General features: G+C 56.6%; 21 protein-coding genes and 1 pseudogene. 7 read left to right on the top strand and 15 right to left on the bottom strand.

Annotation, left to right across the window (positions count from 1 at the left end):
• Both JWR17_RS03150 and JWR17_RS03145 read right to left on the bottom strand, forming a co-directional pair.
• The coding region (locus JWR17_RS03150; protein WP_299828215.1) for an FAD-dependent oxidoreductase at nt 1–280 on the bottom strand (280 nt) is incomplete at its 3' end.
• 46 nt (nt 281–326) lie between these two features.
• The gene (locus JWR17_RS03145; protein WP_002555879.1) at nt 327–494 is read right to left on the bottom strand and encodes a rubredoxin; all 168 of its coding nucleotides are present in this window, start codon (nt 492–494) and stop codon (nt 327–329) included.
• A gap of 203 nt (nt 495–697) precedes the next feature.
• Here JWR17_RS03145 and JWR17_RS03140 point away from each other — a divergent pair, with 203 nt between their 5' ends.
• Together JWR17_RS03140 and ubiA are read left to right on the top strand one after the other, a co-directional pair.
• Nucleotides 698–1,270, top strand: coding sequence for a chorismate lyase (locus JWR17_RS03140; protein ID WP_299828176.1), 573 nt, complete (start codon nt 698–700; stop codon nt 1,268–1,270).
• A complete protein-coding gene (gene ubiA, locus JWR17_RS03135) occupies nt 1,270–2,160 on the top strand; it encodes a 4-hydroxybenzoate octaprenyltransferase (protein WP_299828174.1) in 891 nt (296 codons plus the stop codon). The genes JWR17_RS03140 and ubiA overlap by 1 nt, the downstream gene beginning before the upstream one ends.
• A gap of 43 nt (nt 2,161–2,203) precedes the next feature.
• Here ubiA and JWR17_RS03130 read toward each other — a convergent pair whose 3' ends face one another.
• A complete protein-coding gene (locus tag JWR17_RS03130; RefSeq protein ID WP_299828172.1) occupies nt 2,204–2,581 on the bottom strand; it encodes a hypothetical protein in 378 nt (125 codons plus the stop codon).
• 149 nt (nt 2,582–2,730) lie between these two features.
• On the opposite strand from JWR17_RS03130, the gene phoB reads away from it, so the two are divergent.
• From phoB to JWR17_RS03115, 3 genes are all read left to right on the top strand, one after another.
• On the top strand, nt 2,731–3,420 hold the full coding sequence (phoB, locus tag JWR17_RS03125) for a phosphate regulon transcriptional regulator PhoB (RefSeq protein WP_299828170.1): 690 nt from the start codon (nt 2,731–2,733) through the stop codon (nt 3,418–3,420).
• Nucleotides 3,421–3,490: 70 nt separating this feature from the next.
• The gene (phoR, locus tag JWR17_RS03120; RefSeq protein WP_299828168.1) at nt 3,491–4,792 is read left to right on the top strand and encodes a phosphate regulon sensor histidine kinase PhoR; all 1,302 of its coding nucleotides are present in this window, start codon (nt 3,491–3,493) and stop codon (nt 4,790–4,792) included.
• A 111-nt stretch (nt 4,793–4,903) separates the two neighbouring features.
• The gene (locus JWR17_RS03115; RefSeq protein ID WP_299828166.1) at nt 4,904–6,244 is read left to right on the top strand and encodes a hemolysin family protein; all 1,341 of its coding nucleotides are present in this window, start codon (nt 4,904–4,906) and stop codon (nt 6,242–6,244) included.
• 6 nt (nt 6,245–6,250) lie between these two features.
• On the opposite strand, the gene JWR17_RS03110 is transcribed toward JWR17_RS03115, so the two are convergent.
• The 8 genes from JWR17_RS03110 to JWR17_RS03075 all read right to left on the bottom strand — a co-directional run bounded on the left by JWR17_RS03110 (nt 6,251) and on the right by JWR17_RS03075 (nt 17,154).
• The gene (locus JWR17_RS03110) at nt 6,251–7,147 is read right to left on the bottom strand and encodes a peptidoglycan DD-metalloendopeptidase family protein (RefSeq protein ID WP_299828164.1); all 897 of its coding nucleotides are present in this window, start codon (nt 7,145–7,147) and stop codon (nt 6,251–6,253) included.
• Between the two features lie 288 nt (nt 7,148–7,435).
• Nucleotides 7,436–8,347 (bottom strand): response regulator, encoded by a 912-nt coding sequence (locus JWR17_RS03105; RefSeq protein WP_299828162.1) that lies wholly within the window; start codon nt 8,345–8,347, stop codon nt 7,436–7,438.
• Nucleotides 8,348–8,503: 156 nt separating this feature from the next.
• Complete coding sequence (gene phoU, locus JWR17_RS03100) at nt 8,504–9,265, bottom strand: phosphate signaling complex protein PhoU (protein ID WP_299828160.1); 762 nt, start codon at nt 9,263–9,265, stop codon at nt 8,504–8,506.
• A gap of 123 nt (nt 9,266–9,388) precedes the next feature.
• A complete protein-coding gene (pstB, locus tag JWR17_RS03095) occupies nt 9,389–10,222 on the bottom strand; it encodes a phosphate ABC transporter ATP-binding protein PstB (protein WP_299828159.1) in 834 nt (277 codons plus the stop codon).
• 105 nt (nt 10,223–10,327) lie between these two features.
• Nucleotides 10,328–11,944, bottom strand: a complete 1,617-nt coding sequence (gene pstA, locus JWR17_RS03090) for a phosphate ABC transporter permease PstA (RefSeq protein ID WP_299828219.1) — start codon at nt 11,942–11,944, stop codon at nt 10,328–10,330.
• Between the two features lie 69 nt (nt 11,945–12,013).
• Nucleotides 12,014–14,047 (bottom strand): ABC transporter permease subunit, encoded by a 2,034-nt coding sequence (locus JWR17_RS03085; RefSeq protein WP_299828217.1) that lies wholly within the window; start codon nt 14,045–14,047, stop codon nt 12,014–12,016.
• 438 nt (nt 14,048–14,485) lie between these two features.
• Nucleotides 14,486–15,487 carry a phosphate ABC transporter substrate-binding protein PstS family protein gene (locus tag JWR17_RS03080; RefSeq protein WP_299828156.1) on the bottom strand — a complete coding sequence of 334 codons (1,002 nt, stop codon included), beginning with the start codon at nt 15,485–15,487 and terminating at the stop codon, nt 14,486–14,488.
• 377 nt (nt 15,488–15,864) lie between these two features.
• Entirely contained in the window at nt 15,865–17,154 is a 1,290-nt protein-coding gene (locus JWR17_RS03075) for an MFS transporter (RefSeq protein WP_299828154.1), read from the bottom strand.
• 441 nt (nt 17,155–17,595) lie between these two features.
• On the opposite strand from JWR17_RS03075, the gene JWR17_RS03070 reads away from it, so the two are divergent.
• Entirely contained in the window at nt 17,596–17,997 is a 402-nt protein-coding gene (locus JWR17_RS03070; protein ID WP_299828152.1) for an acyl-CoA thioesterase, read from the top strand.
• A gap of 82 nt (nt 17,998–18,079) precedes the next feature.
• Nucleotides 18,080–18,979 (top strand): D-hexose-6-phosphate mutarotase, encoded by a 900-nt coding sequence (locus tag JWR17_RS03065; RefSeq protein ID WP_299828150.1) that lies wholly within the window; start codon nt 18,080–18,082, stop codon nt 18,977–18,979.
• An 8-nt stretch (nt 18,980–18,987) separates the two neighbouring features.
• On the opposite strand, the gene JWR17_RS03060 is transcribed toward JWR17_RS03065, so the two are convergent.
• The 4 genes and pseudogenes from JWR17_RS03060 to JWR17_RS26310 form a co-directional block, all read right to left on the bottom strand.
• Entirely contained in the window at nt 18,988–19,521 is a 534-nt protein-coding gene (locus JWR17_RS03060) for a DUF3299 domain-containing protein (RefSeq protein ID WP_299828148.1), read from the bottom strand.
• 86 nt (nt 19,522–19,607) lie between these two features.
• Nucleotides 19,608–19,856 (bottom strand): GlsB/YeaQ/YmgE family stress response membrane protein, encoded by a 249-nt coding sequence (locus JWR17_RS03055; protein WP_299828146.1) that lies wholly within the window; start codon nt 19,854–19,856, stop codon nt 19,608–19,610.
• Between the two features lie 199 nt (nt 19,857–20,055).
• Complete coding sequence (locus JWR17_RS03050) at nt 20,056–21,138, bottom strand: 5-(carboxyamino)imidazole ribonucleotide synthase (RefSeq protein ID WP_299828144.1); 1,083 nt, start codon at nt 21,136–21,138, stop codon at nt 20,056–20,058.
• Between the two features lie 9 nt (nt 21,139–21,147).
• Nucleotides 21,148–21,217, bottom strand: a pseudogene (locus tag JWR17_RS26310) (5-(carboxyamino)imidazole ribonucleotide mutase); the annotation flags it as partial.

The raw sequence follows: 21,217 nt of genomic DNA, 5'->3' as shown, positions 1-21,217 counted from the left end.
CAACCCACAAACGCTTGTGACCCGGATCAATGCCGCTGACCCGTGTATGGGTGCGCACTTCTGCCTTCAGTTGTTCGGCCATGGCGCCGGGTTCGGCCATGCTCAAGCCATCGGCTTCTTTGTTTTTACCAAAGCCGGTGGACAGCATCGGTTTCGAGTAAGAACGCCCGTCGTCCGCAGTAATCAGCAACAGCGGTGTTTCGCTATCCAGTTTGCGAAACTCCCGGGCCAGGTTATAACCCGCCAGGCCAGTGCCGACGATGACGACAGGTGCGTTCATTACGTTTTCCTGAATGAAATACAGTGGAGAAAGAATCGGGCCGTTATCAGCCGATTTCGATCATTTCAAAATCCATCTTGCCAACGCCACAATCCGGGCACAGCCAATCTTCCGGCACGTCTTGCCACAACGTACCCGGAGCGATTCCGTCGTCCGGCCAGCCGTCGGCTTCGTTATAAATCAAGCCACAGACAATGCATTGCCACTTCTTCATCGGTAAATTCTCTTGGTTCTCAGGCTGACATGGCCCGGCAGTCGATGGATAAAGCGATTGCCGCCAGGCTCAGGGCGTTTTGTACTGATCGACGCGCTCAGATGCAAGCGGGATCGGCGTAAGCAGGTCGCTCCGAGGGGCTCAGACCGCACAATCAAACATGCTAAGCTGATCGCCTCGATTGTTGCCAATAATTACCCACCGTGCCTGAGCAAAATTCCCTTCTTGTTACCCCTGACTGGCGTCAACACCACCAACTCGTGGTATTGCCCAAGCCTGTCGTCCTCGACTGGTTGTTCAATCAGGACTCCCTCACTCGCCGTCTGACTCGCCTGTCGGCCAATGGTTTCAGTGTTTTACCGTTGTTCGAAGGTTGGCAAGCGCTACGTGCGGATGAATGCACAGCGTTGGCGTTACCTGATCAGAGTATTGGATGGGTGCGCGAAGTGTACCTGCTTGGCAATGGACAGAAATGGGTGTTCGCCCGCAGCGTCGCCGCCCAAAGCGCTCTGCGACAAGGGGGGTTGAACATGGACCAACTGGGTACTCGCTCATTGGGCGAACTGCTGTTTTGCGACGAAGCGTTCGAACGTGGCGCACTTGAGGCCTGCCGTTATCCAGCTGCCTGGCTGCCGACTGCCGATACCGCCGACGCTCTATGGGGCCGGCGCTCGTGCTTTAGCCGAGGCGCGCTGAGCTTGCTGGTGGCGGAAGTATTTCTGCCGAATTTTTGGCACGCTGTTCAGACTGCCGGACCTGCTACGGAGCAGCATTGATGTACGTGAGCTTGCTTAAATCACTGAACCGCCTGAACCCGCGTGCCTGGGACTTCGTTCAGTTGACCCGTATCGATAAACCCATCGGCATTTACCTGCTGTTGTGGCCAACCCTATGGGCGCTGTGGATTTCGGCCAAAGGCGTGCCGTCCATTGCTAACCTGCTGATCTTCGTCGTCGGTGTGGTCCTGATGCGCGCAGCGGGTTGCGTGATTAATGACTTCGCCGACCGCAAGGTCGATGGCCACGTCAAACGAACTGAACAGCGCCCCTTGGTCAGCGGCAAGGTCAGCGCCCGCGAGGCACTGGTGTTGTTCGCGGTGTTGATAGGCTTGAGCTTTTTACTGGTACTGCTCACCAATGCCATGACGATTTGGCTGTCGTTCGGCGGTCTGGCGCTGGCAGCGTGTTACCCCTTCATGAAGCGCTACACCTACTACCCTCAAGTCGTGCTCGGCGCGGCGTTTTCATGGGGGATGCCCATGGCGTTTACCGCACAGACCGGCGACTTGCCCGCTGCGGCATGGTTGCTGTACATCGCAAATCTGCTGTGGACCGTCGGCTACGACACGTATTACGCCATGACTGACCGCGAAGATGATTTGAAAATCGGGGTCAAGTCCACAGCAGTGCTGTTCGGCGACGCAGATCGGGTGATTATCCTGACGTTGCAGGGCCTGGCATTGGGCTGCCTGCTGCTGGCGGGATCACGCTTCGAACTGGGTGTGTACTTTTACTGCGGCCTGCTGGTGGCTGCGGCGTGCTTCGGGTGGGAATTTTGGTACACGCGTAACCGTGAGCCGCAACGTTGCTTCCAGGCTTTTTTGCACAACCACTGGGCGGGACTGGCGATTTTTGTCGGGATAGTTACTGACTACGGATTGCGCTGACCGCCAGCGTTGAAACCGACGGTCGGCGCTGCAAAAGTTTGTATCACTTGGCCACGTGCCAAACATCGCCTTTGCCATCACCGTTCATGTCACCGGCTTTTTTATCCATTTTGAAGGTATAGAGCGGCTTGCCGCCAGACGCCCACTGCATCGTGCCATCGTCGCGCTTGACGACGGACCAATTGCCCATGGCTTTGGCACCAGCCGGTGCCATCAACGGTGGCCAGTTTTCCGAACACTTGTCATTACACATGGATTTACCGGCAGTGGTGTCCTTGTCGAAGGTATAAAGCGTCATGCCCTTTTGATCGACCATCATCCCGTCTTTCACCATCGCGGGGTCTGCCGCAAACGCCATGCCCGAAGTTGCCAGGGCTGCAGCGGTGAGCAAGCCGAGTAAGGTCTTCGAAATTTTAGTCATCGGGTACGTCCTCTTTTTGTTTTAAGTCGGACTGTCAGCTTAGACCCAGAGCGGCCAGAGAAGCTAGCAGTGCCCCAAGCTGTCACACGACTGCAATAATTCCGTTATCTAATGCGCCCAAGACAGTTAAATGACAAAGAGGATGGAGCATGGCTGGCAGGAGTATTCTGATCGTTGACGACGAAGCGCCTATTCGCGAAATGATCGCCGTTGCATTGGAAATGGCCGGCTACGATTGCATGGAAGCGGAAAACTCCCAGCAAGCCCACGCCATCATCGTCGACCGTAAACCCGACCTGATTCTGCTGGACTGGATGCTGCCAGGCACCTCCGGGATTGAACTCGCACGCCGTTTAAAGCGCGACGAGCTGACCTGCGATATCCCGATCATCATGCTTACCGCCAAGGGCGAAGAAGACAACAAGATCCAGGGCCTTGAAGTCGGCGCCGACGATTACATCACCAAGCCGTTCTCCCCACGCGAGCTGGTCGCACGCCTCAAGGCTGTCTTGCGCCGTGCGGGGCCAAGCGATGGCGAAGCGCCTATCGAGGTGGGTGGTCTGTTGCTTGATCCTATTAGCCACCGCGTCACCATCGACGGCAAGCCCGCAGAAATGGGTCCTACCGAATACCGCCTGTTGCAATTTTTCATGACGCATCAAGAACGCGCCTATACCCGCGGCCAGTTGCTCGATCAGGTCTGGGGCGGCAACGTCTATGTCGAGGAGCGTACGGTGGATGTGCACATCCGGCGTCTGCGCAAAGCCCTCGGTGATGCCTACGAAAATCTGGTACAAACCGTGCGCGGCACCGGCTACCGTTTTTCGACAAAGAGCTGATCGGCGTTTTTCGGGCATATAGCTGATTGCCTGGGCTGTCTACAGGCTGTACTGGACAAGGATGCGTTAATTGAACCAAAACTGGCACGGCACGCTGATCCGCCACATGCTGCTGTTGGTCACTGCCTGTTTGGTGATGGGACTGATCAGCGGTTATTACGGCTGGAGCATGGCGGCGGGCCTGGGTATTTATCTTGCCTGGACGCTGAAACAGTTGTTGCGCATGCATGAATGGTTGCGCGAGCAGAAAGCCGATGAGCCGCCGCCCGACGGTTATGGCTTATGGGGCGACGTGTTCGACAGCATCTACCACCTGCAACGACGTGATCAGCGCGTGCGTGGCCGGTTACAAGCGGTGATAGATCGTGTTCAGGAGTCCACAGCGGCGCTCAGAGACGCGGTGATCATGCTGGACAGCGAAGGTAACCTTGAGTGGTGGAATCGTGCTGCGGAAACATTGCTGGGCCTCAAGACCCCACAAGACAGCGGCCAGCCCGTGACCAATCTGGTGCGTCATCCGCAGTTCAAAGAATACTTCGAACAAAACAATTACCTCGAACCACTGGAAATCCCCTCGCCGGTCAATGACCGACTGCGCGTGCAGTTGCTCATCACTCGCTACGGAAATAACGAACATTTGATGCTGGTTCGGGATGTGACCCGCATTCATCAGTTGGAACAGATGCGCAAAGACTTCGTTGCCAACGTTTCCCATGAGCTGCGGACCCCGTTGACGGTCATTTGCGGCTACCTGGAAACCCTGCTGGACAACGTTGAGGGTGTGAACCCGCGCTGGGTCCGCGCCTTGCAACAGATGCAGCAGCAGGGCGAGCGTATGCAGACCCTGCTTAATGATCTGTTGCTGCTGGCGAAGCTCGAAGCCACCGGCTATCCGTCAGATAACCAACCCGTGGTCGTGGCAACAATGCTGCAAGGCGTCAAAAACGATGCTCAGGCTTTATCTGCGCAGCGCAACCACGTCATCACGCTAGAGATCGACAGCCAAGCGCGGCTTAAGGGCAGCGAGCAGGAACTGCGCAGCGCCTTTTCCAACTTGATATTCAACGCAGTGAAATACACCCCGGCTGAAGGCTCCGTCCATATTCGCTGGTGGGCTGACGAAAGGGGTGCGCACATGAGCGTGACGGATTCCGGACCGGGCATCGAGGCCAAGCATTTACCGCGGCTGACCGAACGCTTCTACCGCGTCGACTCCAGCCGTGCCTCTAACACGGGAGGCACTGGACTCGGTCTTGCTATCGCTAAACATGTTTTGTTACGTCATCGCGGCACGTTGAATATCGTCAGCGTAGTGGGCAAAGGCAGCACGTTTACCTGCCATTTCCCCTCGTCCCAAGTGATCAATTCTTGATCAAGCCTCTAGGCAAGCTGGCCGCTAGCCGCTACATTGCCGCTCTTGTGCTCGCTGGTTTGGCGTAGCAACATACCCCATTAGATGAAACGGAACCTTTAAAACTCCACCATGGACCCCTCTCCTAGTTTGTCCCTCTCCGCGTTGTTCGCCGATTTCGGCATGATTCTTTTTGCTTTAGTGCTAGTTCTGCTCAACGGGTTTTTCGTTGCGGCCGAATTCGCCATGGTCAAGTTGCGCTCGACGCGAGTTGAATCCATCGCAGAGAAAAATGGCTGGCGCGGGCATATTCTGCGCACTGTTCACAGCCAACTCGACGCCTACCTCTCAGCCTGTCAACTGGGCATCACCCTCGCCTCCCTCGGCCTTGGCTGGGTCGGTGAACCGGCGTTCGCGCACCTGCTTGAGCCGCTGCTGCACTTCGTTGGCGTACAGTCGCCGGAAGTGATCAAGGGCGTTTCGTTCTTCAGCGCGTTTTTCGTCATTTCATACCTGCATATCGTGGTCGGCGAACTGGCGCCCAAATCCTGGGCAATTCGCAAACCCGAGCTGCTGTCGCTATGGACAGCCGTGCCCCTGTACCTGTTTTACTGGTCCATGTACCCAGCGATTTACCTGCTCAACGCCAGCGCCAACGGCATCTTGCGTATTGCCGGTCAGGGCGAGCCTGGCCCGCACCACGAGCATCACTACAGCCGTGACGAGTTGAAGCTGATTCTGCACTCGAGCCGAGGTCAGGACCCCAGCGACCAAGGTATGCGGGTGCTGGCGTCGGCGGTAGAAATGGGCGAACTGGAAGTGGTCGACTGGGCCAACTCCCGGGAAGACCTGGTAACGCTGGACTGCAACGCGCCGCTTAAGGAAATCCTCGCGTTGTTCCGTCGCCATAAATTCAGTCGGTACCCGGTCTACGATGCTGAGCGCGGCGTATTCGTCGGCCTGCTGCACATCAAAGATTTGCTGCTGGAGCTGGCCGCCCTGGACCACCTGCCAGAGTCGTTTAACCTCGCTGAAATGACCCGGCCATTGGAGCGTGTTTCCAGGCACATGCCGCTGTCACGCCTGTTGGAGCAATTTCGCCAAGGGAGTTCGCACTTCGCACTGGTTGAGGAAGCCGACGGCAATATCATTGGCTACCTGACCATGGAAGACGTGCTGGAAGTATTGGTCGGCGACATTCAGGATGAACACCGCAAAGCTGAACGCGGAATCCTCGCCTATCAACCTGGCAAACTGTTGGTGCGTGGCGATACGCCGCTGTTCAAGGTCGAACGTCTACTGGGGGTTGATCTGGACCACATCGAAGCGGAAACCCTTGCCGGCTTGATCTACGAAACCCTCAAGCGGGTGCCGGGGGAAGAGGAGGTACTGGAAGTCGAAGGCCTGCGCATCATCATCAAAAAGATGAAAGGCCCGAAAATCGTGTTGGCCAAGGTGCTGAAGATCGACTAAGCCAGCTCAATTGCCGCCCACCGCAAAGTTGGGCAGGCTGTCCACATGCTCAGCGAATTGATAGGGGATTGACTCCAACCCCAACCCGGCGTTGCGCTGAATAACGAAGTGCAAATGCGGGCCGGTGCTGTTGCCAGTATTGCCGGAACGCGCCAGGTCGGTGCCCACGGCCACCCGCTGGCCTTCCTTAACGCTCACCGAACCGCGCATCAGGTGCAAATACACGCCCATGGTGCCGTCGTCGTGAAGTATCCGCACGAAGTTGCCCGACGGGTCCGAGCCGCGTCCTGACTGGCCGTTCTCAACTTTGATCACCGTACCGGACCGCGCCGCAATAATCGGTGTGCCTTCAGGCATGGCAATGTCCATTGCGTAGCGACTTCTGACCCCAAAGTGGCTGAACTTACCATTGGGTCCTTGGCTAATACGAAACGGCCCGCCCTTCCACGGCAGCGGATAGCTGTACATAAAGGGCTGGCGTTCGGGGTCGCCGAGGGAATAACGCAGCTTAGGCGTATAGCTGAGGGCTTTGCCGGGTTGCAACGGACTCAACACTACGAAGCGCAGGTTACTTCGCGCCGGGACGACCCGATGGATCGGCGCACTGGTAATTCCCAACACGTTTTTGACTGCCGACAACTGTAATTCCACCTCAACCGGCGCGAAGGTGTCGTTGCGCACAAATAAGCTGTGAACGCCTTTGTCCCGCTTGATTTGAAGATGCACCTGCTGTTCCAGATGCTCGACGATACGTTCTCGCGGTTTTACCACCGTGGCGCCTGGGGTCGGCCTGTCGGTGAACGACACCACGCCGTTGGCGTCGGTAAATTTATAGATGGTCAAAGCCGACGCCGTTTGTGCGGTCAGCAGCAGAACACACAACAGAAGGAGGCGTTTTAGCATCGTGATTGATCAAGTTGGCTGGGGGCAGGCCAAGCGTAGCAGCGAATCGCTATCGTTGGTGCGCGGCTGAATCAAATCAGTCGTAACCGAATGAGCCCACTCGTCGCATAGACGTCCGGGGCCTCCGCAATCCGGTGGCGCGAACTTGATCGCGAAGATAACCGCGCGGTGCAGCAGACAGACGGCGCCACCCGCTTCACGAACACGTTTGGTCCCACCGAGATTTAGGCCGGGAGCCGAATTTATATCAGCTCCACAGCCTTCCCGCCGGCATGAACGGTTTAGCAGTCAAGCGCCTGGGACGAAGTGCTTCAGCGCTGTGCCGCGAGCGATGAGGCGCGAGATGTAATCGAGCTTTTGCGCGTCCTGGTCGACGAAGCGAAAGGTCAGCTGCAACCAGTCGCTGTCCGGCTTTTGCTCGTAGGCGACAATGGCGTGCAGGTAGCCGTTGAGGCGGGCTACTTCGGCGTTATCGCCCTGTTCGAGGTCAAGCACGGCGCTGTCGAGAATTTGCGGCAACACGTCGGCACGGCGAACCACCAACAACGCTTCCTTGAGGCTCAACGCTTTGATCACGCATTGCTGGGTGCCGCTAGGCAGGCGCAACTGGCCCTGACCGCGACCGGCAGGCGCGCCAGCAGTCGCCGGAGCAAAAGCTGGGGCAGGCCGAGCACCGGCGTTAAGCAATCCAGGAACTGCGGCAGGCGCGGCAGGCTGTCGAACTACTTCCGTTTTGCCGCCGGTCAAAGCGCTTAGGGAGTCATTAGCGAACGCAGAATTCATTTTGGTCGGCGCGCTGGCAAGCAGGGTGTCTAGCTTGCCTATTTTGGCTAACGCTTTTTTAACCTTGGTCAGCAGCTGTTCGTTGGTGAACGGCTTGCCGATAAAGTCAGTCACGCCCGCCTGAATAGCCTGGACCACGTTTTCCTTGTCGCCACGGCTGGTGACCATGATGAAGGGCATGGCTTTAAGGTTGTCTTGGGTCCGGCACCAGGCCAGCAGCTCAAGACCAGACATTTCCGGCATTTCCCAGTCGCACAGCACCAAGTCAAACGTTTCACGTTCCAACAAGGTCTGTGCCTTGCGACCGTTTACCGCGTCATCAATGTGGATACCCGGAAAATAATTGCGCAAACCTTTTTTCACCAGATCACGAATAAACGGCGCGTCATCCACGACCAATACACTGACTTTACTCATCGACGCTCCTTAAATTCCTGGCAGCATAGCGTGGCAGATAGCCATTGCTAAACACATTAGTGACGCCAGGACCTTTCGTTCGCGGGCGGCTTGAATTGCAAAGCCATAAACGAGAACGCCCAGCAGCGTGCTGGGCGTTTTTTTTCGCAGGCAATCTTATTTATCGTCAGATTTATTCAGAACATTAGCGCTTTCGCTGCTGATGCCCTGCACTTCCTCTTTCATCCGCTTGAGGCCGATGTGGCGCACGTCAGTACCGCGAACCAGATAAATTACCAACTCGGCAATATTGCGCGCGTGGTCGCCAATACGTTCCAGTGAGCGCAGCACCCAGATCACATTCAGCACCCGCGAGATAGAGCGCGGGTCTTCCATCATGTAGGTGACCAGTTCACGCAGCGCAGTCTTGTACTCACGGTCGATGATTTTGTCGTATTGAGCGACTGACAAGGCCAGATCGGCGTCGAAGCGAGCGAAGGCGTCGAGTGCATCGCGGACCATATTGCGAACCTGATCGCCGATGTGTCGCACTTCTACATAGCCACGTGGCGACTCGCCCTCTTCACACAACTGAATAGCGCGCTTGGCAATTTTGGTCGATTCGTCGCCAATACGCTCCAGGTCGATCACCGACTTGGAGATGCTGATGATCAAGCGCAAATCGGAGGCCGCTGGTTGACGACGCGCCAAAATACGCACGCACTCTTCGTCAATGTTTCGCTCCATCTGGTTAATCTGATCGTCAACTTCGCGGACCTGCTGGGCCAAGCCCGAGTCTGCGTCGATCAGCGCGGTCACTGCATCATTGACCTGCTTTTCTACCAAACCCCCCATCGCCAGCAAGTGGCTACGCACCTCTTCAAGCTCAACGTTGAACTGTTGGGAGATGTGATGAGTGTGGCTGTCTTTATCGATCATGGGGTCGCTCCGCGACAGCTCAAGCAACAAGCTTCAAGCTGCAAGTAGTTGTAGTGATCCAAAATTTGCGCCGCGTCTGATCTCCAGCTTGCGGCTTACAGCTTGAAGCTTGCCGCTGCCCTGCTAGCCATACCGACCGGTGATGTAGTCTTCGGTCTGTTTCTTGGCCGGGTTGGTAAACAACGTGTCGGTATCGCCGTACTCGACCAGCTTGCCCATGTACATGAACGCGGTGTAATCGGAGACCCGCGCGGCCTGCTGCATGTTGTGGGTCACAATAACAATGGTGTATTTCGATTTGAGTTCGTAGATCAGTTCTTCGACTTTCAAGGTTGAAATCGGATCAAGTGCCGAACACGGTTCGTCGAGCAACAGCACTTCCGGCTCGACGGCGATGGTGCGGGCGATGACCAGACGTTGCTGCTGACCACCAGACAAGCCCAGTGCCGATTCATGCAGACGGTCTTTGACTTCGTCCCACAGCGCGGCGCCCTTGAGCGCCCACTCGACGGCTTCGTCCAGTACGCGTTTTTTGTTTATGCCCTGGATGCGCAGGCCGTAGACCACGTTTTCATAGATGGTTTTCGGAAACGGGTTAGGTTTCTGGAACACCATGCCGACGCGACGACGCAACTCGGCGACGTCCTCGCCTTTGCTATAGATATCGTGCCCGTACAGATTGATCGCACCGTCTACGCGACAGCCGTCGACCAGGTCGTTCATTCGGTTAAACGTACGCAGCAGCGTCGACTTGCCGCAGCCAGACGGGCCGATAAAGGCGGTCACGCGCTGCTTGGGGATATTCAGGCTGACGTCGAATAGCGCCTGTTTATCGCCGTAGAACAGGCTCAGGCTCGGCACCTCAATGGCCACGGACTCATTGGCCAGATCAAGGCTCTGTTTGTTGCGCCCTAAAGCCGACATGTTGATGCCGTGGGTATGGGGTTCATGCTGCATGGTTTCACTCCATTTGTAGCTTTAAGCTTCAAGCTGCTAGCTACAAGCTTCAAGTATTTAGCAAATGCGGCGTGTAGCTTGCCGCTTTAGGCTTGGGGCTGATCTTCAACTATCCAGTGCTTTGTATTTTTCGCGCAGATGGTTACGAATCGCCACCGCAGACAGGTTGAGCAAGGCGATCACCAGCACTAACAGCAAAGCGGTCGCATAGACCAGCGGCCGCGCGGCTTCGACGTTGGGGCTCTGGAAGCCGACATCATAAATGTGGAAGCCCAAGTGCATGATTTTCTGATCAAGGTGCAGGTACGGGTAGTTACCGTCCACTGGCAGTGACGGCGCCAACTTCACTACACCCACCAACATCAGCGGCGCGACTTCGCCGGCGGCGCGGGCAACCGCCAGGATCAGGCCGGTCATCATGGCCGGGCTGGCCATAGGCAGCACGATCTTCCATAAGGTTTCCGCCTTGGTCGCACCCAACGCCAACGAACCTTCGCGGATCGTGCGCGGGATTCGTGCCAAGCCCTCTTCGGTGGCGACGATTACAACGGGAACGGCCAGCAGTGCGAGGGTCAACGAGGCCCAGAGCAAACCCGGCGTACCAAACGTCGGCGCAGGTAGGGCTTCGGGGAAAAACAGCCGATCAAGCGAGCCGCCCAGCACATACACGAAGAAGCCCAGGCCAAACACCCCATAGACAATCGCCGGCACCCCAGCAAGGTTGTTCACCGCGATACGGATCAACCGCGTGACCGGACCTTGTTTTGCATACTCGCGCAGGTAAACCGCTGCCAATACGCCGAACGGGGTCACGATCACAGCCATGATCAAGGTCATCATCACCGTGCCAAAAATGGCTGGAAAAATCCCACCCTCAGTGTTGGCTTCACGGGGGTCTTCGCTGAGGAATTCCCACAGTTTCTTGAAGTAGAAACCCAGCTTGGTGAACGAACCCATGGCATTGGGTTGATAAGCGTGAACCACCTTGCCTACGCTGATTTCAACTTCTTTACCGTTGGCATCCCGCGCGGTCAGGCTGTCGCGGTTAAACGCTTCATGCAGCGCGCCCAAACGACCTTCAATGCTTTTGTATTGGGCGTCGTATCCAGCACGCTCGCTGTCCATGTCCGCCTGAGCGACCGCATCCAGCTTGCCATCCAATTCCAGCTTGCGCTTGTGCAGACGTAGGCGTTCGATGCCGTGGTTAATGGCGCCGATGTCTTTTTTCTCGAGACCGCTCAATTCATCGGCGAGCTTTTCAACGCGACTGATCCGTTCCTGCAGGATTGGCCACGCGGCTTCGCCTTCGGCAATGACTTTTCCGTTTTCCTTGATGTTGACCAGATAGCCGTAGAAATTGCCCCACTCGCGGCGCTCTAGGGTCATCAGCTCTTTGGGTGTGCTTTGCTCGGTCAACCATTCGCCGACCACCCAAGTGAAGTCACTGGGATTAATGTCGCGATTGCCGACCTTGAACAGCTCGCGGGTCATGAATTCCGGACCGACATCGGGAACGGGCAGGCCCGCGCCCTTGAGGCGTGCACGGGGCACTTCCTCTGTTTGTACGACTTCGCCGATCAGGACATGGTTGGCTTCGTTGGGCACGTTGTATTGCGCCAGCACCACGTCCGCTGGCCAGAAATGGCCCAGGCCCCGGACGGCAATCACCGTCAGCAGGCCGAGGGTCATGATCACGGCGATGGACACCGCGCCCGCGCTCATCCAGACGCCGGGAGCGCCGGTTTTGATCCAGCTCTTGAGGGAGTTCCGTTTCACAGAATTCTACCTTCCTTAGAGAGATGAGTATTTCTTGCGAAGACGCTGACGAATCAGCTCCGCAAGTGTGTTCATCACAAAGGTGAACATCAGAAGGACCAACGCTGCGAGGAACAGCACCCGATAATGACTGCCGCCAACTTCAGACTCCGGCATCTCCACCGCAACGTTCGCCGCCAGGGTGCGCATGCCTTCAAACAAATTCATGTCCATGATCGGCGTGTTACCGGTGGCCATCAGCACGATCATGGTTTCGCCGACTGCGCGGCCCATGCCGATCATCAGCGCCGAGAAGATCCCAGGGCTGGCGGTCAGAATCACCACCCGCGTCAGCGTCTGCCAAGGCGTCGCGCCGAGGGCCAGAGAGCCCAGGGTCAAACCGCGTGGCACGCTGAACACGGCGTCTTCAGCGATGGAGTAGATGTTGGGAATAACCGCGAAGCCCATCGCCAACCCGACCACCAGTGCGTTGCGCTGATCGTAAGTGATGCCCAGGTCGTTGGAGATCCACATGCGCATGTCGCCGCCGAAGAACCAGTTCTCCAGATGCGGACTCATGCTTAACGACAGCCAGCCGACCAGCAGCACGACCGGAATCAGAATCGCCGACTCCCAACCGTCCGGCACTCGCAGACGGATCGACTCTGGTAAACGGCTCCAGAGGAAGCCCGCAAGCAAAATCCCTACCGGCGTCAGCAACAACAGACTGAATATTCCCGGCAGATGGCCTTCCAGATACGGTGCCAGAAACAGTCCGGCAAAGAAGCCGAGAATCACCGTCGGCATCGCTTCCATCAGCTCGATCACCGGCTTGACCTTACGGCGCATGCCCGGCGCCATGAAGTAAGCGGTGTAAATCGCCGCAGCAATCGCCAACGGCGCCGCCAGTAACATGGCGTAAAACGCTGCTTTCAAGGTGCCGTAGGTGAGCGGCGCCAGGCTCAGTTTGGGTTCGAAATCCGTGTTCGACGCGGTGGACTGCCAAACGTATTGCGGCGAATCATAGTTTTCATACCAAACCTTGCCCCACAACGCGCTCCACGAGACTTCCGGGTGCGGGTTGGACAAGCTCATCGGCAGCAATTTGCCGCCCTGCTCGACGATGATTTCGTCAGCACGCGGCGACATTCCCAGAATCCCAGGCCCATCGGAAACCTGATCCACCAGCAGTGTGCGGTGCGCAGTACTGTGGAACACGCCGAGCTTGCCCGATGCGTCCAACGCGACGAAACCTTTGCGGCGCTGTTCAGCGGTGATGCGCACAATCGGCGCAGTGCTCATCTGAAAGTCACGAATGTGCTGGAAACGCATTTCGCCATCGATGTCGCGAGCCATGAACCATTGGGCCAATCCACCCTTGGAGCTGCCGATGATCAACGACACGCCGCCGACCAGTTGCGTGCTGGCCGACACTTCAGCGCTTGCATCTTCAAGCAGCTTATAACGGCCGTTGAGGCTGCGATCACGCAAGCTGAACACATCGGCCTGGGCCCGACCATTGACTACATACAGCCACTGCTGCCGGGGATCGATGAAGATCGCTTTGACCGTTTCGGTCATTTGCGGAAGTTCGATGCGCGTCTGCTCGCTGGTGGATTCGCCGGTCATCATGTTTTCTTCCTGAGTCAGGGAGAGAACATGCAACTGCGCACCGGTAGCACCCGCCAATACCAACGATTTATCCGTGGCGTTCAGGCTAACGTGCTCTAACGGTTGACCTTGCTCGTCCAGATTCAACGCCGCTTCGCCGTACGGGTAAGAGATCGATGGAGAAATGGTCTTTATGTTGTCGGGATAAGAGATCAGGTAATTGTGTTTGATCACCAGCGCCTGGCCATTGGATAAGCCCAGCACCATTAATGGCGTTCCCGGCTGATCTTCGCCTATAGAGGTGACGGTCGCGCCCGCTGGAATCGGCAGGACAACGCGCTTCAGCTCAGCGCCGTCTTCAATTCGAAAAAATACCGCGTCGCCTTTGTCGGAAACCCGCAGGCCGATCTGGTTCTGCTCTTCAATAGTGATCATCAACGGCTTGCCCGCATCCTGCAGCCAGGCAGGGCTAAGTGCGGTCTCGGCGGTCAGCTTAGCGCCTTGAAACAATGGCGCGACGACGTAGGCAAGGTAGAAAAAAATCAACGTGATGGCCGCCAGAACGGCCAGGCCGCCGACAAATACGTACCATTGGGTCAGTTTATCTTTCAGCGCGCGAAAGCGGCGCTTGCGTTTCATCTCGGGCGTATTGAAATCAATACGCTCGGGGGGTGACTTTGGAGTCATGGTGGAGTTTGCCAGATCATTCATGCGCTCACCCTAGCCGTCCTTTATGACAAAAACATTACAGTCCAGAGACGCAAAAAATCCGCCGCCCAAACCTTCTGGCGGCGGACTACAAAAAAGGTAGCGAAACCCGGTTAATCCGAGCCTGCCTAAATCCATCAACCGGGGCAAAAATAGCGTTTGTCCCCGGTGGTTGCTACTGGGTAACTGCTACTTGGCAGCTACACCGGCGGCGGCTTCTTCCAGGCCCAGATCCGCCAAGGCTTTAGCGGCAACTTTGGCTGGCAATGGAATGTAACCATCTTTGATGACAACTTCTTGACCCTGTTTCGACAGGACCATTTTAACGAACTCGGCTTCCAGCGGAGCCAGCGGTTTGTTCGGCGCTTTGTTCACGTAGATAAAGAGGAAGCGCGACAGCGGGTATTTGCCGCTCAGTGCGTTTTCTTCGCTGTCTTCAATGAACTCGGTGCCGCCCTTCTTCGACAGGGCAACGGTTTTCACGCTGGATGTTTTGTAGCCGATACCCGAGTAGCCGATGCCGTTCAGCGAACTGCTGATCGAGCTTACAACCGACGCCGAACCTGGCTGCTCATTAACGTTAGCGCGGAAGTCGCCTTTGCACAGCGCTTCTTCTTTGAAGTAACCGTAGGTGCCGGATACCGAGTTACGGCCGAACAGCTGGATAGGCTTGTTCGCCAAGTCACCCGTCACACCGACATCGCCCCAGGTTTTCGCTTCAGTTTTGGCACCACACAGACGGGTCGCAGAGAAAATAGCGTCTACCTGTTCCATGGTCAGGTGCTGAATCGGGTTGTCTTTGTGTACGAAAATTGCCAACGCATCGACCGCGACCGGGATGGCAGTTGGCTTGTAGCCGTATTTGGTTTCGAACGCCGCCAGTTCGGTGTCTTTCATTTTGCGGCTCATAGGGCCCAGGTTCGAGGTGCCCTCAGTCAACGCAGGCGGCGCAGTTGCCGAGCCCGCCGCTTGAATCTGAATGTTCACGCTTGGGTATTCTTTCTTGTAAGCCTCAGCCCACATGGTCATCAGGTTAGCCAGAGTGTCGGAGCCAACGCTGGACAAGTTCCCGGAAACGCCGGAAGTCTTGGTGTAAGAAGGAATGGAGGGGTCAACCGCCGCTACAGCGTGAGCCGTGGCTACACCTGCTGCGACAAAAGTCAGAGCTGCCATCAATCGCTTAAAAGTCATACATTGCTCCTGCAATTTTATAGATGCTAAATCGTGGGCGGTATCTGAATGCCGTGTGAATACTATGAAAGCTATATGACAATTAGATGACTGGTCTGCACGGGTAATTTGAGGTGGCCACTGCAGGCTACAAGGCTTGGCGGGGTTGGCTATGGGGCATTTTTTGGAGCGCGCAATATGCGCCTTCGTAACAACTGGACACCTATTAATAGGTGGCAATGCCGCCCTTATAGGAGCGCGCTTGCCCGCGATGGATCGCGAAGCGGTCCCAAAAGGTCAAAACCGGTTCCCGTTGCAAGAATCGGTTGGTTGATTTACGGCTGCTGCGCAGCCGATCGCGGGCAAGCGCGCAGTCAGTGTCTATGTTTGCTACGCCATTAAACGCGCTTACGCAGTAAATACACCCCGATCAACATGCCCATCACGCACAGAATCGCCACGTACCACGCCGGTCCCATCGGGCTGTTCTTGAGCATTAGCGTCACGACCATGGGTGTCAAACCGCCGAAAATGGCGTAGGCCAGGTTGTACGAGAATGACAACCCCGAGAAGCGCACAGCTGCCGGGAAGGCGCGGACCATGACGAAGGGCACCGCACCGACCACGCCGACGAACATTCCTGTCACGGCGTACATCGGGAACAACCAGTCCGGGTGAGCCTGGAGGCTGTGGTAGAAAGTCCACGAACTGAGCAGCAAGCCAAGGCAGCCAAGGATAAACACCCAGCCGGCGCCGAAGCGATCAGCCAGTGAGCCGGCGCCGATGCAGCCCAGACTCAGGCAGACAATCGCCAGGCTATTAGCTTTCAACGCCGTCGCTGGTGAGAAGCCGTACACGGTCTGCAGCACGGTGGGGGTCATCAAGATGACCACGATGATGCCGGCCGAGAGCATCCAGGTCAGTAGCATCGACAGCACGATCGCCCCGCGGTGGTCGCGCAACACCGCTTTGAGCGGCACTTCTTCGGCCAGCGCCTTGCGTGCCTGAAGCTCGGCAAACACTGGGGTTTCGTGCAGCCAGCGGCGTAAGTAGACCGACAGCAGACCAAATACGCCACCCAGCAGGAACGGAATTCGCCATGCGTAATCCAACACTTCCTGTGGGTTATAGAGGCTGTTGATCAGTGTGGCGACCAGTGAACCCAGGAGTATGCCCGCCGTAAGGCCGGCGGTCAGAGTGCCGCAAGCGTAACCGATGCTGCGCGCGGGAACGTGTTCAGACACGAAGACCCAGGCACCCGGCACTTCTCCTCCGATAGCCGCGCCCTGGATAATTCGCATCAGTAGCAGCAACAGCGGCGCCAACAGGCCGATCTGCGCATACGTCGGCAACAAGCCCATAATCAGGGTCGGCACGGCCATCAGGAAGATGCTCAGGGTGAACATCTTCTTGCGCCCCAAAAGGTCGCCGAAGTGCGCCATGACGATGCCGCCCAACGGTCGCGCCAGGTAACCGGCAGCAAAAATGCCGAAGGTCTGCATCAATCGCAACCATTCAGGCATGTCCGCCGGGAAAAATAATTTGCCGACAACGGTGGCAAAAAATACAAAAATGATGAAGTCGTAGAATTCCAGCGCACCGCCCAAGGCAGACAGCGACAAGGTTTTATAGTCGTTTCGGGTCAACGGACGCGAGGACTGCGCGGTGCTTGAAGACACAGTGGACATAACAAGGACTTCTCTCGGAATGGATGGGCATCAGCAACGCTGGCTGATACCTGACGGACTGCACACTCGACCGATAAGGAAATATCTGACACAGGCATCAAAATTGCCTGACAGACGTGTCGATCCAAAGCTGTTTAGGTCCGGCAAGATAGCAAACTCTATAAAAAGCACACAGTAAGAAGGTTTACGTCATCGAAATGAGAACCGAACGGTCGTCGAGTGACGCATCGCCCGATATACTCCCAGGCCGTGTAACAGAACCGGACGTTTAGTCCTGGGTTGCTGTGCGAAGTCGCTGCTGAGCCTTAACAGCCGTTTTCGCAGAGTTTCCCTTTAGACGCAAAAAAATGGCTGAACGACGTTTGTTCACGGTCAGCGTTTTTAATGTCTTTTCACCGCGGCAAAAAATAATGAGAGTCATGGGTCAGAGGCACCCTAGGCATGATTGAACTCGAACAAGAAGATCCGATTCCACAGGGCGACCTTGCGTTGCAGATTACGGCTTTGCCCCGTGAAACCAATGGTTTTGGCGATATATTTGGCGGTTGGCTGGTCTCGCAGATGGACTTGGCGGGTACCGCCATGGCGAGCAAAGTCGCGGGCGGCCGAGTAGCGACAGTCTCCATAGACCGCATGGCATTTCTGGTTCCGGTGGCGGTCGGCGCGCAGCTGTCCTTCTATACCCAAGCGTTGGAAATCGGCCGCAGTTCGATCCAGATGATGGTCGAAGTGTGGAGCGATGACCCGCTGTCCAGCGAATGGCGCAAAGTGACCGAAGCAATATTTGTGTTCGTTGCCATCGACGGCAGCGGTCGCACTCGTTCGGTGCCAGCTCGACGTTAAGCCCGGCGTTGGCATGTTGAGGTAAACTCATGGGCCGTTGCACGGTCTACCTCTATCACTGTCCTTAAGTGAGAACCCTCGCATGCAAGCGCCCCAAGTGGAAACCGTCAAACTCGATGAGCTGAACTGCTGGCGCATCCGCCACGGCCAGGCTGAGCTACTCGTCGCCCAACAGGGTGCACACATCCTCAGCTATCAAGTAGCGGGCGATCAACCGTTGATCTGGCTTAACAAACAAGCTGTGTTCAAGCAGGGCAAGCCGATCCGCACTGGCATTCCCATTTGCTGGCCATGGTTTGGTAATTTCGAGCGCAACCCTGATAGCGTGCAGACCATGCGTCAAAGCCCTGAGCCGGCGAAAGCCCACGGGGAAGTACGTGCATTGGACTGGCAACTGCTGGGCATCAGTAACGAAGGTGAATCCTTGCTGGTGGAGTTTGTGCTGCCGGAAACCGAAGGTCAGATCCCCGGTTGGCCCCATGACGTCGCGCTAAAACTGAGTGTTCGTCTGGACTCGCAGCTGCATGTCAGTCTTATCAGCCACAATAAAGGCCCCGACGAAGTGACGCTGAGCCAGGCGCTGCACAGCTACTTTGCGGTGAGTGACGTGCGTCAGGTCAGCATCGAAGGCCTGGACGGTCTGCGTTACATCGACACGCTGGAAGACTGGAAAGAGAGTGTTCAGTCCGGGGATCTGCGCTTCGCCAGCGAGACCGATCGCATTTATCTCAACACGCCTAATTCGCTGAGCGTGGTCGATCCGGACTGGAAACGGCGCATCGTTATCACCACCAAAGGATCCCGGTCCTCTGTTATCTGGAACCCGTGGATCGAACGGGCGAAAAACTTCAGCGACATGGCTGACGACGGCTGGCAGGGCATGGTGTGTGTAGAAACCGCCAACGTCATGGGTGACGTCGTAACGCTGGCGCCCGATGCTTCCCACACGTTGTCGGTCAGCATCGGCAGCGAGCCGCTGTAAATTCGAGGCTACAGGTCCGCTTCTACCACGACGCGGACTTTCGAAGCATCCAACGCATAGGCTGCATCGGCCATGTCATTGCTGACCTTCTCTACCTTCAACGTGCCAATGACCCACAGCGGCGTGTAGATGTCGTTGAGCTTCAAGCCTTTCGGGTAACGCACCAGCACCAGTTGATTGGGTGGCGGTGGCGGCACATGGATGCAAGCGCCGGGATACGGGACGAGAAAAAACAGCGTGCTGCGACCTTTGGCGTCCGTTTCCAATGGAACCGGATAACCACCGATGCGAATGTCTTTGCCGTTCATGGCGGGTACAGTCTTGGCCGAATACATCACGGCGGGCAGACCTTTGCTTTGTTTCAAACCGCCTTTGCTGTCGAACGTTCCCTGAGCTTCCGGGGAGTTGTGGTCGATCTCCGGCATGGCTTCGAGGGCTTTCTGATCCGACTTCGGCATCAGTTCGAGCCAATCGGTTTCGGGCAGTTCAGCGTAAGCAAGCCCTGAGGCCAGCAATAGCGTGATAAGGAGAACGCGACGCATAGATAGCTCGGCAATATGGGGTAATAATTAAGCCGAGCATTCTAGCCCTCCACGCTGGATTAGCGCAGAGGGCCTATCAATCAATATCAGTTATTTTTTCTGAGCATGCCGTAAATAACCAGCAGGATTACCGCACCCACCAACGCACCCAGGAACCCGGCGCCCTGGCCTGCCTGGTAAATACCCAGAGCCTGACCACCATAAGTCGCGGCCAACGAGCCAGCGATACCCAGCAGAATGGTCATGATCCAACCCATGCTGTCATCGCCTGGCTTGATGAATCGCGCCAACAGGCCAACGATCAGGCCGATAAAGATGGTTCCGATAATTCCCATGCCATTCCCCTCTGTATGAATTAGATACGCCAAGCCTATTGAAGGCGTTGCCATCCTGCAATCAGAGAACCGTGAACGCCAATGGTTCCTTGGGTTTGTCTCGGGTTGACCGCTTCGCCAACACGTTGGGGCCTACAGAAAACCTGTAGGAGCCAACTCGTTGGCGAAGGCCAAACGCCAAAGGCCTATTCAGCCGAGCTTAAGCCTTGATCAGCGCTTCGACCTTTGTGATCTGCTGGTCGAGGGTGGCTCGATCAACACAACGTAAGGTCGCGTGCCCGACTTTGCGTCCGATTTTGAACGCTTTGCCGTAGTGATGTAGGTGGCAATCATCGATGGCGATGACCTTATCCACAGCCGGCACTTCACCAATGAAGTTGAGCATGGCGCTTTCGCCAATCTTGGCCGTTGAGCCTAGCGGCAAGCCCGCCACCGCCCGCAGGTGGTTTTCGAACTGGCTGCACTCGGCGCCTTCGGTGGTCCAGTGCCCTGAGTTGTGGACACGCGGGGCGATTTCGTTGGCCTTGAGGCCGCCGTCGACTTCGAAGTATTCGAACGCCAATACACCCACATAATCGAGCTGCTTCAAGACACGACCGGCGTACTCTTCGGCCAACGCTTGCAGCGGGTGATCCGTGCTGGCAATCGACAGGCGTAAAATGCCATTGTCGTGGGTGTTGTGTACCAGCGGATAAAAGCGGGTTTCGCCGTCCCGGCCGCGTACGGCAATCAACGACACTTCACCGGTAAAAGGTACAAACCCCTCTAGCAAGCAAGCGACACTGCCCAACTCGGCGAAAGTGTTGACCACATCGGCGGGAGTTCGCAGAACTTTCTGACCCTTGCCGTCATAACCCAGCGTGCGGGTTTTCAGCACAGCAGGCAGTCCGATAGTGGCAACTGCTGCATCGAGATCGGCCTGGGACTGGATGTCGGCGAACGCAGGGGTGGGAATCCCGAGGTCCTTGAACATGCTTTTTTCGAACCAGCGATCACGAGCAATTCGCAACGCTTCGGCGCTTGGGTACACCGGAACGAACTGCGACAGGAAGGCTACGGTTTCAGCGGGCACGCTTTCGAATTCGAAGGTCACCAGATCGACTTCATCGGCCAATTGGCGCAAATGGTCCTGATCGCCGTAATCGGCACGCAGATGCTCGCCCAACGCTGCCGCGCACGCGTCTGGCGCAGGATCGAGAAAAGCGAAGTTCATCCCCAGCGGAGTACCCGCCAAAGCCAACATGCGACCCAATTGGCCGCCACCGATTACACCGATCTTCATGGAAAAACCTCAGGCGTCGCGCGGGTCTGGATTGTCCAGGACGCTGTCTGTCTGCTCAGCGCGGAATTTTTTCAGCACT

This window comes from Pseudomonas sp. (assembly GCF_028293835.1).
In the GTDB taxonomy this organism is placed as follows: Bacteria; Pseudomonadota; Gammaproteobacteria; order Pseudomonadales; family Pseudomonadaceae; genus Aquipseudomonas.
This window is presented reverse-complemented; position numbering and strand designations above follow the sequence as displayed.